3 protein-coding genes are annotated in these 1,869 nt (G+C 67.2%); 2 read left to right on the forward strand and 1 reads right to left on the reverse strand.

The window, feature by feature from the left end:
* Nucleotides 1-582, forward strand: a 582-nt coding sequence (locus EOD07_RS32980; RefSeq protein WP_127238210.1) for a TIGR02453 family protein, incomplete at its 5' end; no start/stop codon positions are given.
* A gap of 28 nt (nucleotides 583-610) precedes the next feature.
* On the opposite strand, the gene EOD07_RS32985 is transcribed toward EOD07_RS32980, so the two are convergent.
* Nucleotides 611-1,369, reverse strand: a complete 759-nt coding sequence (locus EOD07_RS32985; RefSeq protein ID WP_127238211.1) for an SDR family oxidoreductase — start codon at nucleotides 1,367-1,369, stop codon at nucleotides 611-613.
* Nucleotides 1,370-1,549: 180 nt separating this feature from the next.
* Between EOD07_RS32985 and EOD07_RS32990 the strand changes: the two genes are divergently transcribed.
* Nucleotides 1,550-1,869, forward strand: a 320-nt coding sequence (locus EOD07_RS32990; RefSeq protein WP_127238212.1) for an aldehyde dehydrogenase family protein, incomplete at its 3' end; no start/stop codon positions are given.

The following is a 1,869-nucleotide window of genomic DNA, read 5'->3' on the forward strand; positions in this document are numbered from 1 at the left end:
GAACTGCACGGGCCGTTCTGCGATCTGGTCGAGACGCTCAGCGAACGTTTCGAGGCCGCAAAGCTCGGCCTGCGGGGCGACCGCAAGAGGTCACTTTTCCGCATCAATCGCGACGTGCGCTTCTCCAAAGACAAGCGACCCTACAACCGGCACCTGTCGGCTATCCTGTCGCCCGACGGCACCAAGATGGAGCAGGGCGTCTTCTACGTGCATATCGGGCTCGAGCGCTGCTTTGCCGGTGTGGCCTGGTGGCAGCCGGCGCCCGAATTGCTGCAGGCGATGCGTAAGGCGATCGTGACCAGGCCGGCCGCATTCCGCGCCATGGTCTCATCGCTCAAGAAGGCCGGCCTGGAGCTCGATGCGGAAGACCGCCTGAAGCGGGCGCCACGCGGTTTTGAGGACGTCGGTGACGAGGATCTCGCCCAGGCAGTGCGGAGCAGGCATTTCGTGGTCCGGCACGACATCGATCCGGCGACGATCCATTCGCCGGCGCTGGTCGACGATCTCGTCGACTTCACGCTTGGCGCCAAGCCGCTGCTCGACTGGGGCAGGGCGATCCAGGGAACGGCCGTGGCGGCCTAAAAGCGCGTCGCGGGGGCAGGCCAGTCGCCTACATCCGCATCAACAGGCCGCCGTCGACGGGGAGCTCGATGCCGGTGATGTAGCTTGCGGCGTCGGAGAGCAGGAAGAGCGCGGCATTGGCCATGTCCTGCGGCGTGCCGATGCGGCCGAGCGGCGCGTAGCTCGCCACGGCGGCGCGCTTTTCCTCTGTGTCCCAGCGCGCCTGCAGCGGTGTCAGCGCCATGCCGGGGCAGATCGCGTTCGAACGGATGCGCTCGGCGGCAAGCTGCATGGCGAGCGACTTGGACAGCGCACACACGCCGGCCTTCGAGGCCTGATAGGCGTCCTGCGGGTTGGGGTCGCCGCGATACCACTGGATGGTCGAGAAATGCACCATGGCGCCGCCGCGCCCGCCGGCGCGCATATGGGGGACGACCGCGCGCGCCGTGTGCACGAAGGATTTCAGGTTGATGTTGAAGACGTCGTCCCAGACGCCGAGATCCATGTCGAGCGCCGACTTGTCGCGGCCGAACCACAGCACGCCGGCGACATTGGCGAGATAGTCGATGCCGCCGCGCTCGCGGCCGGCGGCGCCGATGACCTGTTCGACGAAGGCGGCGTCGGTGAGGTCGCCCTGCGCGAAGGTCAGCCGGTCGTCATATCCGGCAAGCGAGGCCGGACGCGCCTTGACGTCGATGGCGGTGACGAAGGCGCCGGCACCGAGGAGCGCAAGCGCGATCGCCTCGCCCATGCCGCCGCCTGCGCCGGCAACCACCGCATGCCTGCCGGTGAAATCAAAAACGACCATCCGTCACCCCTCTTGATGTTGGCGCCAAGGCGCGATTTGCGATCGGCGCCAAGGCGCGATGGCGGGACAATAGGGGCGGACAAAAAATCCATCAAGCCGTATTCGAAAAAATTTGCCAAAATGGAAAATCGCGATATCGTGCCGCGATTGACAGCTTCCTTTTGGGTGGATTCCAAGACCATGAACCTGCATTCCGGCGCGCGGACCTTCTCGGTGACCTCTCCCGTCGACGGCTCGATCTACGCCACGCGCAGCTACGCGGACGGCGCGGCGATCGAGGCGGCTGTCGCCCGAGCCCGCGCGGCGCTGCCGGCCTGGCGGCGCACGCCTCTGCCCGAACGGCTGGGGATCCTTTTGCGCTTCGGCGAGGAGATGAAGGCGCGCGCCGCCCCGCTTGCCGAGGCGGTGGCATGGCAGATCGGCAGGCCCTTGTGGCAGGCCGACGAAACGCCGCGCCTGGCGCTGATCGGCGAACTGCTTGCCGGCGCCGCGCCGGACAC

The organism is Mesorhizobium sp. M2C.T.Ca.TU.002.02.1.1 (genome assembly GCF_003997225.1).